Annotated in this window: 19 protein-coding genes and 2 pseudogenes; 9 read left to right on the top strand and 12 right to left on the bottom strand. The window is 62.4% G+C overall.

All coding sequences use genetic code 11. From position 1 onward, the window contains the following. Positions 1 to 45 precede the first annotated feature (45 nt). From LB572_RS29070 to LB572_RS29105, 7 genes and pseudogenes are all read right to left on the bottom strand, one after another. Positions 46 to 551, bottom strand: a pseudogene (locus tag LB572_RS29070) (ferritin-like domain-containing protein). Between the two features lie 71 nt (positions 552 to 622). Further along, positions 623 to 1,480, bottom strand: coding sequence for a DUF3618 domain-containing protein (locus tag LB572_RS29075; RefSeq protein WP_224670177.1), 858 nt, complete (start codon positions 1,478 to 1,480; stop codon positions 623 to 625). Continuing rightward, positions 1,477 to 1,869: a phage holin family protein gene (locus LB572_RS29080; RefSeq protein WP_140801445.1), complete on the bottom strand. Its 393-nt coding sequence runs from the start codon at positions 1,867 to 1,869 to the stop codon at positions 1,477 to 1,479. The genes LB572_RS29075 and LB572_RS29080 overlap by 4 nt, the downstream gene beginning before the upstream one ends. Beyond that, complete coding sequence (locus LB572_RS29085; protein ID WP_224670178.1) at positions 1,866 to 2,480, bottom strand: hypothetical protein; 615 nt, start codon at positions 2,478 to 2,480, stop codon at positions 1,866 to 1,868. The genes LB572_RS29080 and LB572_RS29085 overlap by 4 nt, the downstream gene beginning before the upstream one ends. Before the next feature lie 162 nt (positions 2,481 to 2,642). Then, positions 2,643 to 2,972 carry a hypothetical protein gene (locus LB572_RS29090; protein WP_140801444.1) on the bottom strand — a complete coding sequence of 110 codons (330 nt, stop codon included), beginning with the start codon at positions 2,970 to 2,972 and terminating at the stop codon, positions 2,643 to 2,645. Between the two features lie 2 nt (positions 2,973 to 2,974). Then, positions 2,975 to 4,555 carry a divalent metal cation transporter gene (locus LB572_RS34655; protein WP_318014083.1) on the bottom strand — a complete coding sequence of 527 codons (1,581 nt, stop codon included), beginning with the start codon at positions 4,553 to 4,555 and terminating at the stop codon, positions 2,975 to 2,977. Next, a complete protein-coding gene (locus LB572_RS29105) occupies positions 4,552 to 5,094 on the bottom strand; it encodes a hypothetical protein (RefSeq protein WP_224670179.1) in 543 nt (180 codons plus the stop codon). The genes LB572_RS34655 and LB572_RS29105 overlap by 4 nt, the downstream gene beginning before the upstream one ends. A 45-nt stretch (positions 5,095 to 5,139) precedes the next feature. Here LB572_RS29105 and LB572_RS29110 point away from each other — a divergent pair, with 45 nt between their 5' ends. Continuing rightward, the gene (locus LB572_RS29110; protein WP_224670180.1) at positions 5,140 to 6,774 is read left to right on the top strand and encodes a M20/M25/M40 family metallo-hydrolase; all 1,635 of its coding nucleotides are present in this window, start codon (positions 5,140 to 5,142) and stop codon (positions 6,772 to 6,774) included. 95 nt (positions 6,775 to 6,869) lie between these two features. Here LB572_RS29110 and LB572_RS29115 read toward each other — a convergent pair whose 3' ends face one another. Together LB572_RS29115 and LB572_RS29120 are read right to left on the bottom strand one after the other, a co-directional pair. Beyond that, positions 6,870 to 7,784: an alpha/beta fold hydrolase gene (locus tag LB572_RS29115; protein WP_224670181.1), complete on the bottom strand. Its 915-nt coding sequence runs from the start codon at positions 7,782 to 7,784 to the stop codon at positions 6,870 to 6,872. Between the two features lie 510 nt (positions 7,785 to 8,294). Beyond that, positions 8,295 to 8,510: a DUF768 domain-containing protein gene (locus LB572_RS29120; RefSeq protein ID WP_181179077.1), complete on the bottom strand. Its 216-nt coding sequence runs from the start codon at positions 8,508 to 8,510 to the stop codon at positions 8,295 to 8,297. A 122-nt stretch (positions 8,511 to 8,632) separates the two neighbouring features. Here LB572_RS29120 and LB572_RS29125 point away from each other — a divergent pair, with 122 nt between their 5' ends. The 4 genes from LB572_RS29125 to LB572_RS29140 all read left to right on the top strand — a co-directional run bounded on the left by LB572_RS29125 (position 8,633) and on the right by LB572_RS29140 (position 12,019). Next, a complete protein-coding gene (locus LB572_RS29125) occupies positions 8,633 to 9,241 on the top strand; it encodes an ATP-dependent Clp protease proteolytic subunit (protein ID WP_140801440.1) in 609 nt (202 codons plus the stop codon). 359 nt (positions 9,242 to 9,600) lie between these two features. Beyond that, a complete protein-coding gene (locus LB572_RS29130; protein ID WP_224670188.1) occupies positions 9,601 to 9,999 on the top strand; it encodes a DUF4142 domain-containing protein in 399 nt (132 codons plus the stop codon). A 1,392-nt stretch (positions 10,000 to 11,391) separates the two neighbouring features. After that, the gene (locus LB572_RS29135; RefSeq protein WP_140801438.1) at positions 11,392 to 11,613 is read left to right on the top strand and encodes a hypothetical protein; all 222 of its coding nucleotides are present in this window, start codon (positions 11,392 to 11,394) and stop codon (positions 11,611 to 11,613) included. 94 nt (positions 11,614 to 11,707) lie between these two features. Then, complete coding sequence (locus tag LB572_RS29140) at positions 11,708 to 12,019, top strand: hypothetical protein (RefSeq protein WP_140801437.1); 312 nt, start codon at positions 11,708 to 11,710, stop codon at positions 12,017 to 12,019. Positions 12,020 to 12,100: 81 nt separating this feature from the next. Here LB572_RS29140 and LB572_RS29145 read toward each other — a convergent pair whose 3' ends face one another. The 3 genes from LB572_RS29145 to LB572_RS29155 form a co-directional block, all read right to left on the bottom strand. Continuing rightward, positions 12,101 to 12,466 carry a hypothetical protein gene (locus LB572_RS29145; protein ID WP_140801436.1) on the bottom strand — a complete coding sequence of 122 codons (366 nt, stop codon included), beginning with the start codon at positions 12,464 to 12,466 and terminating at the stop codon, positions 12,101 to 12,103. 509 nt (positions 12,467 to 12,975) lie between these two features. Beyond that, complete coding sequence (locus LB572_RS29150) at positions 12,976 to 13,221, bottom strand: hypothetical protein (protein ID WP_181179075.1); 246 nt, start codon at positions 13,219 to 13,221, stop codon at positions 12,976 to 12,978. Between the two features lie 254 nt (positions 13,222 to 13,475). Then, a complete protein-coding gene (locus LB572_RS29155; RefSeq protein WP_224670182.1) occupies positions 13,476 to 13,658 on the bottom strand; it encodes a hypothetical protein in 183 nt (60 codons plus the stop codon). Positions 13,659 to 13,928: 270 nt separating this feature from the next. Between LB572_RS29155 and LB572_RS29160 the strand changes: the two genes are divergently transcribed. From LB572_RS29160 to LB572_RS29180, 4 genes and pseudogenes are all read left to right on the top strand, one after another. Then, the gene (locus tag LB572_RS29160; RefSeq protein ID WP_224670183.1) at positions 13,929 to 14,510 is read left to right on the top strand and encodes a response regulator; all 582 of its coding nucleotides are present in this window, start codon (positions 13,929 to 13,931) and stop codon (positions 14,508 to 14,510) included. A gap of 951 nt (positions 14,511 to 15,461) precedes the next feature. Beyond that, positions 15,462 to 16,246 (top strand): annotated as a pseudogene (locus LB572_RS29170) (SDR family NAD(P)-dependent oxidoreductase). 85 nt (positions 16,247 to 16,331) lie between these two features. Then, entirely contained in the window at positions 16,332 to 17,510 is a 1,179-nt protein-coding gene (locus LB572_RS29175; RefSeq protein ID WP_140801432.1) for a zinc-dependent alcohol dehydrogenase, read from the top strand. Between the two features lie 30 nt (positions 17,511 to 17,540). After that, a complete protein-coding gene (locus LB572_RS29180; RefSeq protein WP_140801431.1) occupies positions 17,541 to 17,780 on the top strand; it encodes a hypothetical protein in 240 nt (79 codons plus the stop codon). The last annotated feature ends 2 nt before the right edge of the window (positions 17,781 to 17,782 follow it).

Raw genomic sequence — 17,782 nt, forward strand, 5'->3', positions numbered from 1 at the left:
GTTGCTACGACCGTGAACAGCGAACCGCTCCAATCGATCGCTCCTTTAGCGCTTAGCGCTGTCGCTGTCTGCCTCCGCGCGTGTCAGGAACGTCTGGGTGACCTGTGGCAGGTTGCTCTCCAGCCACTCGGCCATAGCTTCCTCTTCGCGCAGGTTCTGTTCGCACACACGGGCAATCTCAGCCTCGCCGACGGAATTGGCCGCGGCGATGAGGATCGTATAGGACGCAATTTCCATATGTTCGAACGTGTAGCTCGCCAGCAAGCCTTTCATGACTCGTCGCCGGCGAACACGCCGCTGATCGACTGCGCCGTGGCGGTCAGCTTGCCGCCCGCGTCTTTCAGCATGGATGACCCTTCGTCAAGGCCATCCAGGCAGGTCTCAGGCGCCTGGCCTGTTCCTTCGTCTCCTCCAGATGGCTGCGAATTCGCTCGCTGAGTTCCGGGTAGCTGTCTATCCGGCTCAATTGGCCCGACAGCATGGTCTCGGCCTGTTCCTCCGTTGCGTGGGCGTCCCTACCATTGCACGAGCCACTCGCGCGATTCAGCCATTTCAGTGTCTCCATCGGTTTGACGCCGACCGAACCGCCGGTGGCGTGGATTGTTCCTGAACGTGAGATCCGTTACGATGTCAGCGGCGAGGACGGATCGGAATCGGAGAGCTTCTCGCGCACCGACTCGTCGGTCTTGTCGGCCGTGGCTTTGACGACACCGCCGACCTTATCGGCCAGCGTCCCCTCGCTTGACGCCTGCCGCACGGCTTCGTCGCTCGCCGTCTGGTAGGCCTCGGCCGCGACTTGCTTTGCAGCGTCGAGGCCTTCTTTCAAAGTCTCTTCGGCACTTTCCCGAAGGCTCTCGCGATAGGCGCCCAATCGCTCGTCCTCGAGTTCTGTGTGAGGCAGCATGGCGCCAATTGCAGCTCCGATGGCGAGGCCGACGGCGGCCGCAGCGAGAGGCTGGTCCTGCAGCAGATTGTGCGCCGACCGGCCGGCGCTTGTCGCCATATCGGCCGTAGCTGCCGCCGAACTCGCGAGCGTATCCGCAGCGCTGCTTGCCACGTTCGAGACTGTGCCGGCTGCTTCGCCTGCCATTCCCGAGACAGTTCCGGCCGCGCCGCTGGCCGCTTCGGCCAGGGAGCCTGCCGCGTCCGAGGTCCTCGAGCCCATTCCAGCGCCGAATGCTCCATGATCAAGCCCGGGGCCGCGCCGCGTCACACCATCGGCACCAGCCGAAGCGCCGCTGCCCAACATCAGCCAGGCCAGGCCAGCGCCGATCACGGTCAGCGGCAATGGATTGTCCCGCACCTGGGCCTTCAGGTTGTGGACCATGTCGGACCCCGCGCCATCCCTGAAAAGCTCGGTGAACTCGTCGAAGAGCTGGCCGGGGGTCATCTTGTCGCGAATGGAGTCGGCGGTCGCCACCACCCTTGCGCGCGTGGCTTCGGCCTCCCGTTCGAGCTCGGCTGCGGATTTCTCGGTCATCTCGCTTGTTCCTTGATCACGTTCACGTCGCGCTTGAGCTGTTCCTGAGTGCGGTCCGGCGAGAGCTCGGAGGGCGCCATGCTTGCCATGCCGGTCCGCAACAGGATCACCCCCAGCACGGCAACCACCACACCGACGAGCAAGGCGGACCACCCGGCGCCCAGGCCAAGGCGGGCCAGGGCAATGACAAGCGCCTGCAACAAAACCAGCAGCGCCGCGAGCAGGCATATCGCGCCACCCAGCACCTCGACGGCGCCCGCGCCGGCCTTGGTCGCGCTCTCCGAGATTTCCGCCCTTAGGAGCCTGGCCTCCGTTTGCACGAGCGTGCTCACCTGTTGCGCCAGATCGGCGACCAATGTGCCGAGACTTGGGTTGTCCTGAGTGCTCATTTCTTCAGCTCCGCTGCCTTCCCCGGTGTGCCGCCGTCGGAACCCCAGTTGGCCGGCTCGTTATTCCGGCGGGTGCTTGTTCCCACGCCGGTTTGGCGGGGGCGTTCAGCCGTGACTGCGTCCTGGGCCGGGCGACGCGTGCCCGGCGGCGAAGCCTTTATGAAGCGGCCAAGTGCCAGTCCCGCCAGAACCGAACCAGCAAGAAGCGTTCCAGGATTCTGGCGGCCAAAGGACTGGACGTCTTCAAGCACCTGTCCGAACGGCTTCTCCTTCAACGAGGAGGACAGCCGTTCCAGGCCGTTCGCCGCATCCTGCATGAATTGCGAGGCCGCGCTCTGGTCGCTGTTGGCCAGGTGATCGCTCGCGGCGCGCAAGGCCCCGCCGAAAGCGGACAGGCTCGATCCGATATCGCGCTGCGTCTGCTCGGCCTTTTCGGCGACGGCCTGCTGGGCTTCGGCCGCATAGGCTCCGGCCCTGCGCGCGACTTCGTCGCGGGCATCGTGCAGCGCTTCGCCGGCGCTTTGGGTTTCTTGCTGGATCCGGTCGGTAACTTCGTCCTTGGCCCTGGCAAAGTCGGCGGGCTCGCGGCCCCGATCATTCTCGCGCTGCATGGTGCCTCCTAGTGGAAACCGAGGAAGGAAAGCACCGCGAGCACAACGACGATCAGACCGATGAGATAGATGACACTGTTCATGGCGCAGCCTCCTCGATGCCAGTCCGAACTTCGCGCCGGCTGCTATGTTCCGCTGCACGAGCAGCTTTTTAGCAAATTGTCATTTACCCTCAGGCCGCGCCTTGAAAGCGGCAAGCTCCTCGTCAGGGCAGAGCAGCCTGGGGTGTGTCGGATCGGAAATATCGAGCTTGTCCCAGGGAATGCGATAAAGGCCTTCACGCCGCCGCAACGCGAAGACGTCGAGCAAGGCGGTGCCGATGGTCGAGGCGGACAGGCGCTCGAACGCGGCGAATATCCCGACATGGAATTCGGTGACGACGAGGTCGTCACCATGCCGCTCTGCGATGATCTCCTCGATATAGCCGATGCTCCTGCCGTGCTCGGAGAGCACGCGCCTGCCGGCAAGATGGTCGAGATGCACAGTCGCCATAATCAGGCTCCCGGGATTCGACCGACCACATGTTCGCGCAGCCAGTCCTGCCAAGAGAAGATTCTGGTCCGGCGCACGTCGATATCGAATTCGATGTCGACGCCGATGTCGCGCACCTTGTTCCACCCGATCCGATGCGGCCGTGCCTGACGCTTGCCGCTCAGTCTTGCCGCAAGCCGGGCGGTCCATCGTCCGGGCACTACGCCAAGCCGGCGTGCCAACGAAATCGAGCCAAGCTCGATCGCAACAACCTTGGGCGGCTTGCCTCGTCTCAGCTCAGCCACCAAACCATCCACCTTGCCGATCTTGACCTGCTCGCGGTCGACGACCTGCTTGTCCAGGATATCGCGCAGCAACTGCATCAGGTGCCTCCGAATATCTGCAGCGGAACGGTCACTACCGCCAGCACGAAGCCGAGCGAGGTGACGAAGATCACGGCCGCGTTCGAAATGAGGGCCGTTGCGGTGCTCGCCGACATAGCGTTCGTCATTCAGCAGGAAAAGGAACGGCACGACTGTCAGCGGCAGGCTGGCCGCGGTCAGCGCCATCGAGAAGATGGTGAGCTTCAACGGATCGAGACCAAGCACAATCGGAATGGCGGCAAGGAAGAGCGTCAGTGTGTAGGCGAGGCTGAATCCGGGATCGTCGCGGGGCTTGAGATCCTCGCCCCAGTTCCAGCCGAATCCCTGCGCGACGAGATAGGCCTGCTGCAAAGCCACTTCGAGCGCGGCGCCGAAGCAGGCGATGGCCAGCGAAGCAACGAAAAGGACAAAGCCCCAGAAACCGAATATTGGGATCAGCATCAACGGGAGCTGGTTGTAGTCGTCCACTTCGGCAACGCCATGAGCGCCAAGCACGAGCGCCGCCACGATTAGAACGCCCACGGAAATCGTGCCACCGAAACTCATGCCGAGGCCCGCAATCGCCCGATTGGTGCCGAGATAGCTCTTGTCCCACTGATCCTCGATCGCGCCCGAGGAATAGAACATGAAAAGGTACGGCGAGATCGAGGCGCCGAGAATGCTGACGGCCATGAACCAGTATTTTGCCGTGTCGTGATGCGGCAGGCTGGGCACGGCGCCAACAGCCACCTCTTTCCATTCGGGGCGGAGCATCACGGCCCCGACGACGAAGCAGAGCGTGACGAGGCCAAGCATCGACACGCCTTTCTCGATGAGGCCGAATGTGCCTTTCCACAACAGCAGCCATGCCAGGAAAGCCACCGGCAAGGCCCACCACTGGAAGCTGATTCCCGTGGCCAGTTCGGCGGCGATCGCAACACCGCCTATCTCGGCGGAAAGAACCAGGAAGTTGACCAGCAGCGTCGCCAGCAGCGGCAAGATGAACGCATTGAAGCCGAACCGTTCGCGGATCCCGTCGGCGATGGTGTGATGACTGACCGCTGCAAAGCGGCCGGCCATCTCGACCAGGAAGATGATGCAGATGGTGCCGAGCACGACTGCCCAGATGAGCTGGAAGCCGAACAGCGCGCCGGCCTGCGCCGCCGTCGCCATCGAACCGACCTCCAGGAAGCCCCCGACGCTGGTGACGACACCAAGTGATATCTCCAGCAGCTTCTTCATCGTTCCGGCGAAAAATAGTTTCGATAGGCGGTGGCGAGATCTCCTTGGGCCGCCCGAAGCTCCTGTTGCGCCTGACCGGCCTGCGCATGCTGTTCGGCCTCGACCGCGCTCTTGGCCCGCTCTGCCGCGTTCGACAGCCGGCTGATAGCCGCTGCCAGCGCATCTCGCTTCGCGTGGTCCGACGGAGATGCCGATTCCACTTGCCGGCCGGCAACGGCGAGTGTCTCGGCGAAAGACCGCAGGGCAGAGGATGCGTAGCGGGACGGCGCGGCGCCGGAGAGCCAAACGTCGCTCACCAGCACCGCTGCCTGCGCCGTCGAGGCAGCAAGCTTTGATTGCTGGTCGACGGTTTCAGACGAAGAGCAGGAAGCAAGCGCCAGCGCCAGCAGGGGCAGGAAGGCCCAGCTCGGCCGGGCAAGGGTGCGCAACATCTTCCCCTCGTTGCAATCGCTTGAAATCACGAGGATAAAGCTACAGCCTCGGGAAAGTTCCTCCGTGCTCGGGGTTTTGCGGTGGTATTGAGGCTGGCCGGCTTCCATGCCCGCCTTAGCTTCACCAATGTTTCCAACTCTATCGGGACGATCATGAACGGCGACCTTGCCAAAACATTGCCTGAGCGCGCCCGAAGCTGGGCAATCGCGCTCACGGACCAGAAGAGCGTCACCGGCACGCAGGGCGAGGCCGCCTTCGGTCCATGGCTGGCGGCGCAGTTGCGGGAGGACCCCGCCTTTCGCCACGCCGACGTCCGGACAATCGAGGTAGGACCCGGAGACGGCCGGCATTGCGTGGCGATGCTGCTTCGTGGGACGGGCCGCTCGACCGTCCTTCTGACCGGTCACTACGATACGGTCGCAACGCGAGACTACGGCGAGCTGGAAGAGCTGGCCACGCGGCCTGAAGCTTTGACGCGCGCCTTGCGTAATTCCCTGGGGGACGCCGATACGCCTGCCGCCCGACTAGCCCGCGCCGACCTGGAGAGCGGCCAGTATTTGGCCGGACGCGGCTTGCTGGATATGAAGGCCGGTCTTGCCGCCGGGTTGGCGATATGCGCGGATTTCGCCGAAACCGCCAATGCCGCAGGCAATCTGTTGTTCATCGCGGTGCCGGATGAAGAGAACAATTCGGCAGGCGCCCGCAAGGCGGCCCACTCGCTGACCGACATCAATGAGCAGCACGGTCTCGATCTTGTCGCGGCAGTCAATCTCGACGCGATCGCCGATGACGGCGACGGCTCGAAAGGGCGCATCATCGCGCTCGGGACAGTCGGCAAGCTGCTTCCGACCGCCTATGTGGTTGGCGTCCCAACCCATAGCGGCTTTCCGCTGAACGGCATCAATGCGGCAGCGCTCACCGCTTCCATCGCCGCGCGCGTCGAATGGGCAACCGAGCTGACGGAACATTGCGGTTCTTCGCCCGGCACCCCGCCTAGCCTGCTCGGAATCCGCGACGGAAAGCCTGGATATGACGTCACGACGCCGGCAACCGCCTTCGCCACATTCAATGTGCTCAGCTATCGCCGCACACCGGATGAAGTGCTCGACCGCTTCGACCGGCTTTGCGCGGAAGCCGCATCGAACTTTCAGCGCGAACTCACGCGCCGAAGTCAGCCTCAGGACGGCATTGCAAATCTTGCAAGACCCGTCCCGCTCTACCGGTTCGAGACGCTCGTCAGGCGTCTTGGCCCGCAGGAAAAGGACAGGCTCGATGTATACTCCGCCTTGATCGCTGACGGCGATCTTACGCTGCCGGAGAAATGCCGGTTGATCACCGAGGAAGCTTGGGGTTTGAGCCGCCTGACCGGCCCGGGGATCGTCACCGGCTTCGGCTCGATACCCTATCTTCCGACGAACCTTTCCGACGCGCCGGGGGCGATGCGGCTCAAAGCGATCGCCATGCAGATCGCGCGCGAATCGGCCGAACGCTATGGCAGCGCCATCGCCTGCGCCGATTACTTCGCCGGAATCTCGGATATGAGCTTTTTCGGCGAAGCAGCCGAATCCTCGCTCGATATCGTCGCCCGCAACACGCCTGCGTGGAAAGACAGCGTGCGCTGGCCGCTCCGGCATGGCCTGGCAAATGTGCCGGCAGTCAACATCGGTCCGTGGGGACGCGACTATCACACGCCGCTTGAACGACTGCACACGCACTACGCGTTCAATGTTCTGCCTCACGTCATTCGGGATCTGTGCGCGAGCCTGCTGCTTCCGTCCGGTTCTTGACCGATGGTTCATGGCAGAGCGGACGCAGGCGTGTCTTAAATAGAGGTCCATGAGACCGGGGCCCGAAACGTTGCCAAGAGCGGTAACCTTGTCGATCATGGCCAAGATCGCCTGCGGACTGCTTTGATACACCATATGTCCGGCATCCGACACGATATATCCCGAAGTGAGCGGCTTATCTCGGCATGCAGCCGCAGCGCCTCGCCCTCGGCGTCAAACAGCTGATCGCCGGCGCCGGCAATGATCCCGACAGGGACGGCGATGTCGGCGTATCGACGGTTTGGGAACAGTGCCGACGCCAGCATCAGGAAGGACTCAGCAGCGATGGACCGCAGTTGTGAGGGGCGGCTCGCCAACTCTCTTGTCATTGCGCGAAAGGCGCCGCGATCGCTGCGGGCTGGAATATCTTTTTCATCGCCCAGCGCCAGCTCAGCCTGACCAGCGGCGGCAGCACGGTATGGCGCAACACCGTCCCGATCAGCGGAACCGCCGGCAGCGCGGAGATAGCATGGGCCAGCCTTGGTGGCGGGTAATGATAGCCGGCGACCACCACAACGTCGGCGACGGATCGGGATGCCGAAGCGCCATCTCGAGCGCCACGGCGGCCCCCGCGAATGGCCGACAACGATATAGCGCTCAATGCCAAGTTTTTCGGCGGCGGTCTGGATGAGATCGGCCTGGGCGCCGGCGGTCCAGGGTCTGCCTGCCGGGCGTGGGCTCAGGCCAAAGCCCGGTCTGTCGAAGGCAAGCACATGATAGGTGGCGGCGGCTTTGTCGAAGATACCGCTTGTTGTGAAGTCTTCCGCCGAGGCACCATTGCCGTGCAAGACTAGCAAGGATTGCCCATGGACCGCCTCCAGGAAATGCAGCTTCGTTCCGCGATGATGGATGAAGCTCCAGCGCGGGCACGCAGCCAGGGCTCGGCTGGCAAGCAGACCGTTATACAGGCCTAGGCCAACCGTCGCCGCCGCAAGCAACAAAAACAGGTTTCGCCTCGGCTTTGCTGTCATGGTTGGAAATCAGGGTGGCGGAAGCAGGCGGCATTTGCGGCGGCGCTGCTCGCGATCAGGCCGACCCTTTCTGAGGCAGCTCCGTCTCTTCCTCGACCTGGTCCCGCAGGGCCTGTCGTGCAGGCTTTTGGTCGTCGGACTCAGGCGAGCGCTTCTGCCGCTCCAACTCGTGATCCACTGTTTTGCGCGAGCCTTCAGCAGGGTCCTGTTCAGGCAATGCCCTTGCTTGGCGGTTCGCCTGACCGCTCCTCGATCCCGACCCGATGGGACTGCTCTTTCCGGGAGACTTCGTCATTCTATGCGCCTTCGTTCGATCGGAATGTCTACGTCGCTGCCGTGCCTGAGTCGGAGTAGCGCTGAAACCTCTGGCGTCCGCCTTTTGTTCCACAACTGCGGACAACTACCGCAAGCCCTCGCTATCGTCCGATGCCTCTTGGCCAGGCTCGGCAGCTTCCAGGGCATCGATAATCGGCGTCAGCGAATTCGCCTCATCGGAATTCGATTCCGTCTCTACATTTTTCTCGTCGGTTTTTTATCGAGCGCGCATTGGATGGCATCTTCAATGTTGCCAACCTCCTGCTCCCGCACCTCGCGACCATAGCCGGCGGCATCGGCGTCCTGCTCGAACTGCTGCGCCAGCATCGGAACGCTGACCTCGGTGTCGGCCGGCAAGTTGCCGACATTCTCCTCTAGCCAGCTGCGCAGGAATTCCTTGGTCGCATTCATGGAGCACCTCCTCGACGCGAGATAACCGGACGATGGCATAGAGGTTCCCGCAACCGCGAAACCCCGCGGAACGAACGGGGCGATGGGCGGTTGGGAGTTGGAACATTCCGGTGAGGCATTCCATGGCTTTCCACGACGACAGCGTCTCACATGACCAGGACGGTCGGGTCCCGAGCCGGGAAAAGCTTCTGTTCCAGCCCAATATCTCCATCAACGGCCTGATCGATGATGAGACGGTAAGCTTCTTCCTCGGTCGCCTGGAGTCCGTCCGCAAAGACGATCAGGACATGGTCATGGAGTTGAACACGGGCGGCGGCGATGCGGATGCCGCTCGCCGCATGGCACTCGAGGTTCGGCTTTTCCGCCGGCATTCCGGCCGGGACGCTTTCTGTGTCGGGAAGACGAAGGTCTATTCAGCGGGGGTGACGGTCTTCGCTGCCTTTCCGAAACGCTACCGCTTCATGACTGAAGATGCTGTCCTTCTCGTGCATGAGCGGCGCATGGAAACGAGCATCGCGCTGAACGGCCCGATGCGATCCTGCATCCAGATCGTCCGCGAGCAGCTTGCGATGCTGGAGACGTCAGAAAAGCTAGAGATGGAAGGCTTCAGGGAGCTTGTCGAAGGCAGCTCGCTCAGTGCGGATGAACTTTATCAACGGGCCACGCAGAACTGTTACATCCATGCCGCAGACGCGCTCGGCCTCGGGCTGGTGCGCGACGTTCTGCGCTAGCGATAAGCGACACGAAGGCCCGCGCCGCTCGGTGTCAGACAACAGGGAGCCGCCGGCAACCGACCGGTTGCGGTGAGATGTTCCGAACGGAAAGAACAATCGCGGCGCCGACCAACGAGCGACGGCGAGCCGTCGTCAAATATGGCGCCGGAGGCAGCCTGAGCGTTGACTAGCCGCCTTAGAACTTAGCCGATCGATTCACGAACGCGCAGGCGACAACGGCGGGTTTTCATTTGTCAGTCTAAACGCGAGTCTGTGCGGGAACAAAGGCAGCGAACAATGGTTCGGTCCCAAGGAGCAAAGGAGCCTGGAGCCATGAGCATGCGGATATTCTTATTCCATCGGCGACCGCCGCGTTGATGATTGCCCTTCCGGCCTTCGCGGCTGACGACGTGCAGACCTTCGTCAACAAGGCTGCGATCGACGGGATGTTCGAAGTTGATTCGAGCAAGATCGCGCAGGACAACGCGAAGGATCAGCAGATCAAGGTTTTCGCCAAGCGAATGATCGCCGATCACGGTGCGGCGAATGCCAAGCTGCAGAAGATCGCCGGCGAGCAGAAATTGCAGATGCCGACGCAATCCAATGCCGAGCATAAGGGTGATCTGGAACGATTGCAGAGCACGACGGCCTCGCTGGATCAGCCTTACGTAGAGATGCAGCGCAAGGCGCATCCCGACACGATCGGCCTGTTCAAAGGCGTACAAATGCCGGCCATGATTGTTCCGGATCGGGACGATCAGAACGTCGTCGGTTGAACGTCAATTCGGGCGAGCTTTGCGCGCACGCAACGCGATCGCTGCGTCGAGCTTCCGCGCCAACTCCAACATCCGAGTAGGCGCATCCTCATATCTCAACGCGTCCAACGCGACGCTCATCTCGCGTTCCGGCCTCGTCGTCTCCGAAGACTCCTCCTCCGACCTGAGCACTTGACGAACCTTGCGTGCCATGCCGCTCCCTAACATGGGTTAATGCCTTGCCACTAACCCACTGGCGGAAAAAAGGTTCCTGTTCCGCTAATCGGGCTGGGCGACAAGCTTCTTGACGTGACGCGCCGAGATGATCGAAAACAGTGTCGCCTTCAGCCCCTGGCATGGTGTCGAAGCGCATTGGCCAATCGGCGCTTTGATGCGGATGCGGCCAGAGCGCCTACGCCAATTCCCAGAAATTCTGCTCCGAACGCAATCGCTGCCCGGTGCACGAGCCGAAATCGGCTTCATTGCCCTAGCCCAAGCCGAGGGTTGCTTCGCGCCAATCACCTAGTTTTGGCGAAGTCAACTAGGAACGGCTCCGCCGCCTCGCGGACCTGCTCAGGCGCCTCCCGGGTCTGGAAATGGGCGACGTCCGGCAGAAGCCCACGCTGGTAGCTCGCCGTAAAATGGCGCTCCTTGTCTTTCGGACGAAACCGGCAGAACGACGCGATTGTCCTCGCCATGAAGGACCAAGGTCGGCACCGAGATGAGCTTCGCTTCGATCTGCTTGCGCGCGAGTTCAGCGTAGCACGGATCGGGATCCGGCCTCGCCCCAGCGCGCGCGATAGGAATGCAGCGTCACGTCCGGCAGTCCGGATTTGCGAAAGACTTGGCCACCTGCTCGAACAGCGCGTCGTCGAACCAGCCTGGCGGGCTCCAACTGTACCACTGGAAACGCGCGAGGAGTGATCGTGCCATCGCACGAACTCCCTCCGCGCTCGGTCGCCATGAACCACTGATACCAGAAGGCCTTCGCCTGTTCCAAAGGCGGGGTCTGCGGCGGGCCGGGTTGCCATCCCAGCGAAAGCGCCGCGCGGCATGTTATCCTCCGCGGAAAGACCGAGGCGAGCAGATAGGCTATGCGCGCGCCAATCTGGGCCGACAATCGCGAACCGTTCGAGGTCGATAGCGTCGGCAAAGTCCAGCGTGTCCTGGGCCATGGCGGCGATCTCGCCCGAGCGCATCGTCGCGCCGGAGTGGAACGGGGCCCTTCCAAATCCGCGCAGCCACGCGTGAAGGTACGGAGCCCCGCGGCGTGAAGGAATGGCCCCACGTCCGCGCAAGGGCCGACGATATCGCAACCCGAGATCACTGCTGAAGGCGTGCGCTATTCGTTCGTCGCCCGACGCCGGAACATACGGCGCCCCTTGGGGTGCGGAAGCCCAGCGAGGAACGGCCATGAGCGGAAACCAGCACCCGAAATCGAAAAAGCCGAGCGACGCCGATATGAGTAACGATCCTGGCATCGGGACCTTCAAGGGCACCATCAAGGAGGGCGACGACCTGGAGCAGGGCGAGAACACGGTCGAGGGACATGTCGAGCACGACACGAACTCGGCAGACGGGATCAATCCGCGCCAGAAAACCCACGCGTCACATGTTGTTTCATTGACAAAATAGCAATTAAACTCTCTCGCGTTGCCAGACAGGAACATCAACGGGAGTCTCTTGTTTGACTGATATCGCAATCAGGCGATCAAACAGGAGACCTCCCATGATTAGACTCATCGCGGCTTCCGCTGTCGCAATCGTCCTGGCCACATCCGCCATGGCACAATCCAACGGATCCGGCGGCAACGGGACCGGCTCTACGACCGGCACCAACGGCGCAGGCGCCACCACCGGCACCAATGGCATGAACAACAACGGCAATGGCGGCACGCTTGATCCTAACGCCACAAACAGCACCACTAATAATCCCTCCGGCGGTATCGGCGACCGGTGCAAGGGCGCGGCCGGCAACGACATCCAGAACAACACGGCCAGCGGGACCACCACGTCCGACATGCAGAACTGCAATAAGTAGGCCCCTCGCTATCGCGCAATGAAGGCCCGCCAGGAAGGCGGGCCTTTCTTCGCTCACGATCTGGCGGCCGGACCGCCCGGCTCACATCCCATGATCGGGAACATAAAGGCAGAAGGAGTGCAGGGACTTATTATCGCCTCCAGGCTTGCGCTCGTGAAGATATTCGCGCGATCGTTTGATGCGGTGGTCGCTGTAGGGGATCAATTCTCCGGTCGAGAGCTGGTAGCCATATTTCGTCTCCTTCACGTCCGACGGCGGCGCCTGATAGCAGTCCACTCCGGCGCAGCAGGACGGCTCGTAGCGCCAGCCCGCCGGCGCCTGGTGCGCCGATCCGAAACGCAAAGAAAACTCGCAAGAACGCTTGCCGGCAACGCCAGCCGTACCCTTAACCGCGCCTGCGGACTTGGCAGGGCGAGACCGTGCCTGCCCGTCTCTGAAGCTGTCCATTTCTTCATTTCCGGCCGGCCGTTGTTGTGGCAGCCCGGAGGGACTATCCGTCGCGATGCCGGGATCAGTAGCCGAGGGGTGGCCCCGAACTTAGAAGTCACGCTATGTTTCATGGGCGTGGCTGCTCACTCGTTCACATAGGCGCCGGGCTGACGACCGCTCTTGGGCGCCTTGGCGTCCTTGCAGTGCTCCGCGACTGCCGGGCCAGCGCCCGACTCTTTTCCGTCGACGGGCTTGGTGTCGGCTGCCGCCGCGGATTGCGGCCCTCCGATTGATGGGTCTTGTCCTCGACCTCGTCCTGTTTGGGGCTCAGGCCCGGTTCGACATGGGGCTTTTCGTTGCCCGCGGCATCCTGGGAAAGCTGGTCGCTCGGGTCCGGACCGGAGCTGGCGGGATGTTTCCTGGCGCCGGTCTCGCGGCGGTTCTGGCTGTCCCTCATGACGCTATCTCCGGTTGGATGAAGGATAACATCGGCCCGAGCACGGCGTTCCCATTGCCGATCAGCCGCCTCACCGCTTAGCGGTATCGCCGGGCTCATGCCGTCTGGCCTTGGCTGGCACGACCGGCCTGAGTTGGCGCAAGCCTCTGAAGAACTCCTCCGCATAGGGCAGCAGTTCGAACGGCGCTATCACAATCATCACGACGGCAATGTATGCCACCAGCAGTTGCTGTTCCTTCCAGGAGAGATCGAAGCGAGCCTTCTCAGATCCAGCTCCGAACAGCGCAAGGAACTGGCCCCAATGCAGCGCCACCACGATGATCAGGCCATCAGTGGGATCATCTCTAGGAAGCTGTGCACATGCTGTTCGATAGGGCTCACCGTGCGCGCTGTGGTCGCATAGCGCACGTCCTAAAGTGCTATCGCTTCGTGGACGAAGGAGGTGGCGATCATTGTGGCGATGACCAGGGCATTCACCTCGAGGAACATCGCTGCAAGCAACTCAACCAGACCGGAAAGACGAATACATCAGGATGAGGACCCATTGGGTCGTTCAGCACGACGCAGTTCCTATCCCGCGTCGCGCTTCAGCTTTGCCGCCTCGCGATCGAGCACGTCTGGATCGTTGCCGTATTTCAAAATCAGCGCGAGCGCCAACCCGCTTGGAATTCCTGCTCGTTCGGCAAGATTGCGAACACGTTCGGCATTCTCGCGCTCGTTGTGGTCTCTGGAGGCCTCGCCGTCCAACGTCATGGTTCATGGTTCCCGGCCGACACCCCGCCTCGTGCCGAACCGCAGGCTGGGGAGATGGTTCCATGTAGTCATCTGCCGTATCGATATCGGACGTGCGCCGCGAGCGGCCGGAACGGTTCACCCGTCACCGCGTTCTACGATCTGGCTTCCCAGCGACCTCATTTTCACGCGCGCCGGTGTTGGCGCAGCATGCCCTAGGGCCGAGGTCTCATCACGTCGAAATGCGAGTTGAAGGAGCTTCGCGTGCGAAACCTCAGGGGACTTCACCTCTTGATCGCGGAAGACGAGTGGCTGCTGGCCAGCGATCTAGCCAAGTTCTTTTCCGACATGGGCGCCATTATCCTCGGGCCGGTCGCAACCGTAGAGCAGGCCGAACAACACGCGCAGACAGCCGAGGCGGCCATCCTGGACGTTGATCTCCAGGGCAAATACGTTTTCCCGATTGCGGACGAGTTGATGAGCCGCAACGTGCCGTTCGTATTCTTCAGCGGCTGTGACCGGATCGCCATTCCCGAGCATCTGCGTTTCGCAAGCAGCCTGAGCAAGTCTTCAAGCCGGACCGCCCTCGCCGACGCGCTGTGCTCGCCAGAACCGCTGCTTGAGCCAACGACCGCTACTGTTGCGCAACCGACATCAGTGGCGGACGACGTGGTCTCGCTGTTGCCCAAACTCCGGCTCGCCGCGCGCCTGCTTCTGGACGATGCCAGAGCCTCCGATCGCCTGGTCGAACTGACCTTGGAAAGTGCACTTGAGGACATCGACAACAAACCTGCCGGCTCATCCACTGCCGACTGGCTCAATGGTATCATGCGCGGCATCGCGCGCGCCCGCGGAAGCTCGTTGCTGCACTGAAATAGCGGGTCCTTTCGGGGTAAAGGAGACGGCGAATGCCATCGAAGTTGCGATCTCCGACAGGGCAGCGTGGCGACATCCAAGCAGGCGCCTCGCAGGATAAGACGCCCGGCTTTGATCCGGCGGCCGCCCCTCTGGAAACCGATGCAGAGGCCGCCGCTGCGCCAAGTCCCCGTAGGTCACTTTGCAGGGTATATACCCAATTTCACGAATCAGGCGAGCTTTGCCAATGCAATGCGACCGCCGGAGAACGCTCCCGACCTGCAGCCGCGCAGGAACGACCCGGTCCTGGTCGTTGTCGCGCTGATTATCTTGGCCGCGGCCGCACTTCTTTTCGCCGCTGTCGTCCGGTAGCCGCTAAAGGAACATCGCTCCTCGTTCGAGGTTCGATAGGGCAAGGAGGCTTTGCCATGTTGAGCCTGAAAAGTCTGTTTCGCCATTTGTGGCGCTGGGAAGCACAGCCTGCAACGCACCCCTCTCCAGTGGACGCAATCGTGCGGGTGCTGCGCGAAGCGGAAAAGCAGCATGGATCCCGGCGTTCGAGACGACGGCTGAAAGTGTCCCGCGATTAGTGTCGCCGGCGGAACGAGGGGCCGCCGCGGCTACTCCTCGTCAAAAATATGCTCGTGGATAGTGCCCAGAATCTGCAGCTTCACGGTTTCGGGTGCCTCGGGCTGTACGAAAGGCATGAGAAGATCCACCGTCTCCTCCACCCGCCTTGGCAGGTCGGCGCTAGGATCGCTCAGATAGCTGCCATGGGCATAGAGGTTTTCGGTCAGCTTCTTGTTCAGATCGGAAAAGAGTCACATGGCTGCAGCTCTGTTGATTCCAACAGCCGGGGCGCCCGCCCGGTTCCTTCGTCCGGCGTATTGCAATTCAACCATGCGGAAATCCTGCCCAAGGAACATTCGGTTCGACCGGTTGTTCGGCCAAACAACTCAGGAGGATCGAATGGAAAACGGCAAACTGGCGGTCGTCACCGGCGCATCAAGCGGCATCGGCAAGGAACTCGCGAAACTCTGCGCCAGGGATGGCTAAGATCTTGTCATTGTCGCCGACGAGCCGGCCATCGAACGGGGTGCAGAGGCGCTCCAGTCGCATGGCGTCTCGGTCGACGCCGTGGAAGCCGACCTTGCAAGCGAGGACGGCGCCGACAAATTGATCGCCAGGATCGGCGAGCGCGACATCGATCTTCTTTTCCTCAACGCGGGCCGAGGTCTGGGCCGGGGCTTCGTCGGCCAGGATTGGAGCGAGGCACGCCGCGTCATCGACACCAACATCACCGGCACCGTCTATCTCGCCCATCGGCTCGGCCGCAAAATGGTGGAGCGCGGTCGCGGCAGGATCCTGTTCACCGGCTCCATCGCCGGCTTCATGCCGGGCACGTTCCAGGCAGTCTACAACGGCACCAAGGCCTTCATCGATTCCTTTGCCATTGCTATGCGTCATGAGTTGAAGGACAGCGGCGTGAGCGTGACCGTGCTGATGCCGGGGGCCACGCAGACGCGCTTCTTCGAGCGCGCCGACATGATGGACACCGAAGTCGGCACGCAAAAAAGGACAACCCGGCCGATGTGGCCAAGGACGGCTACGATGCCGTGATGGCCGGCGAGGAGCAGGTCGTCAGCGGCTGGAAGAACAAGATGCAGGTCGCCGCCGCCCATGTCACACCGGCCGGCACGCTTGCCGAACAGCACCGCAATATGGCCGAGCCGGCTTCGGCGAAGAATGGCTGAAAACGCGGGTTCTGATTCGGGAACATTCCCGCCCAGCGCGAGTTCGGCCGTACCGCTAAGCATCGACAACCATGGGAACAACCCGATGAAAGCTTTGACCTGGCATGGCAAAGGCGACATTCGCTGCGACCAGGTCGCCGATCCGGCGATCGAGAATGACCGCGACATCATCATCAAGGTTACCTGCTGCGCCATATGCGGCTCGGACCTGCATCTGATGGACGGCTACATGCCGACGATGAAATCGGGCGATGTGCTGGGCCACGAGACCATGGGCGAAGTGGTGGAAGTGGGCCGCGCTCACACGAAGTTCAAGAAGGGCGATCGCGTCGTCGTGCCCTTCAACATCTCCTGCGGCGAGTGCTGGTTCTGCCAGAACGGCCTGTTCTCGCTCTGTGACCGGTCGAACCCCAATGCCGAACAGGCCGCGAAGGTCATGGGCCAGTCGCCCGCGGGGCTGTTCGGCTATTCGCATCTGGTCGGCGGCTATTGGGGAGGACAGGCCGAATACCTGCGCGTGCCCTTTGCCGATGTCGGACCGATCAAGGTGCCCGACGGCATCGATGACGAGCAGGTGCTGTTCCTCTCCGATATCTTTCCCACCGGCTACATGGCGGCCGAGAACGCCGGCATCCAGGAAGGCGACACGGTCGCCATATGGGGTTGCGGACCGGTTGGGCAGTTCGCCATCCAGAGCGCGTGGATGCTCGGCGCCGGGCGCGTCATCGCCATCGACAAGGTGCCGGAGCGGCTCGCCATGGCGCGCGACTACGGCAAGGCGGAGACGCTCGATTTCAGCAATTCCGATATTTACGATGCGCTGATGGCCATTACGGGCGGGCGCGGCCCTGACAGTTGCATAGACTGCGTCGGCACCGAGGCCGACGCGACCGCCACGCCCGATTCCATGCTCGATAAGGCCAAGGCCACCGTCTATCTCGGCACCGACCGGCCGCATGTGCTGCGCGAGGCGATCTATTGCTGCCGCAAGGGCGGCACCATCTCGGTGCCCGGCGTATATATCGGACTGGTGGATCATATTCCATTCGGTGCGGCGATGAACAAGGGGCTGACATTTCGTATGGGCCAGACCCATACGCAGCGCTATCTCGAGCCGCTCCTGCAGAAGGTGCTGAGTGGCGAGATCGATCCGACCTTCGTCATCACCCACCGTGCCGGCCTGGAGAAGGGACCGGGCCTCTACAAGACGTTCCGCGACAAGCAGGACGGCTGCATCAAGGTGGTCATGCGCCCGCACGGCTGATCGCGCGCATCTAGGCAGAGAGGTTCGAAAATGGCTCAACCGAAAGACACATCCAAGCCCGCGGTGAAGTCGACCGACCCGGAGGGACTTCCACACCCCCATCGCGACGCGCAGGACAGCGATGCGGGCGCGACGCCCACCGCTCCGAAGACAGCGGGCGCTCGAGAGCCATCGGCCTCGCCGCTCGACAACCGTGTTGCCAACCGCAATGCCGGCAGGCGGCCCCAGGCCGGGCCGACGCCCAGGCCGACGGACAAGCCGCTCGATTGAAC

This window comes from Mesorhizobium sp. BH1-1-5 (genome assembly GCF_020165615.1).
Classification (GTDB): domain Bacteria; phylum Pseudomonadota; class Alphaproteobacteria; order Rhizobiales; family Rhizobiaceae; genus Mesorhizobium.